Below are 1,154 nucleotides of genomic sequence, written 5' to 3'. Positions count from 1 at the left end.
AGACCACGCTGCCGCGAGAACTCGATGAACGTCCCCGGCGTCGCCATCACCGTCACACCACCGGCCAACGCCAGATCACACTCGCCGGACCGCAACGCCTGCGCGGCGAGGTGCAGCGCCACGAGGCTGGACGAGCACGCCGTGTCGACGGTGACCGCCGGGCCCTCCAGCCCGAACGTGTATGCCACCCGACCCGACAGCACGCTGCCCGACGTACCGGTGCCGACGAAGCCCTCGGCGTCCGGCGGCAGGTCCATGAGGCGGGAGGCGTAGTCGTGGTACATCACACCGGCGAAGACACCGGTCCGGCTGCCCCGCAACCGCTGCGGGTCCAGCCCGGCGGACTCGAACGACTCCCACGACGCCTCCAGCAGCAACCGCTGCTGCGGATCCATCGCCAGCGCCTCACGCGGCGAGATCCCGAAGAAGCCCGGGTCGAACTCCGCCGCACCGTACAGGAAGCCACCGTGCCGGGTGTACGACGTGCCGGGGTGCTCCGGGTCGGGGTCGAACAGGCTCTCCAGGTCCCAGCCGCGGTCGGTGGGGAACTCGGAAATCCCGTCCCCGCCGCCGGCCAGCAACTCCCACAACTGGTCCGGGCTCTCGACGCCGCCGGGGTAGCGGCAGGCCATGCCCACGATGGCGATCGGCTCGTCGGTGTTGGCGGTGCGCACCGCCGTCTGGCGGGCGGCGATCTGCCCGGAAACCTGCTCGTAGAGGTGGTCGACGAGCACGGCCGGGGTCGGGTAGTCGAAGACCAGCGTCGAGGCCAGCCGCAGCCCCGTGGCCGCGTTCAACCGGTTACGCAGATCCACCGCCGTCAGCGAGTCAAAGCCCAACTCCCGGAACGCCCGATCCGCCGGCACCGACTCCACGCCACCGTGCCCCAGCACCTGCGCCACCAGACCACGCACCAGCACGTCGATCTGGGCGCGTGCCTCGTCGGGCGCCAGGCCCGCGAGCTGGTTGGCCCAGTCGCCGCCCCGCGCGGCCCGTCGCCGGGACGCCGTCGACCCGATCAGGGTGCGCAGTACGGCCGGCACGGGGCCGGCGCCGAGCGCTGCCCGCAGCGCCGGTACGTCGATCACGGCCGGTACGAGGGCCGCACGGTCGGCGCCCAGGGCGGCGTCGAACAGCTCCAACCCGACCTCGGC

At 72.6% G+C, this 1,154-nt stretch carries 1 protein-coding gene; it reads right to left on the bottom strand.

The window, feature by feature from the left end; all coding sequences use genetic code 11:
• On the bottom strand, positions 1-1,154 hold a 1,154-nt coding region (locus tag AC5L34_RS29470), incomplete at both ends, for an acyl carrier protein (protein WP_494827916.1).

Source organism: Micromonospora sp. ZG13 (assembly GCF_059359355.1).
This window is presented reverse-complemented; position numbering and strand designations above follow the sequence as displayed.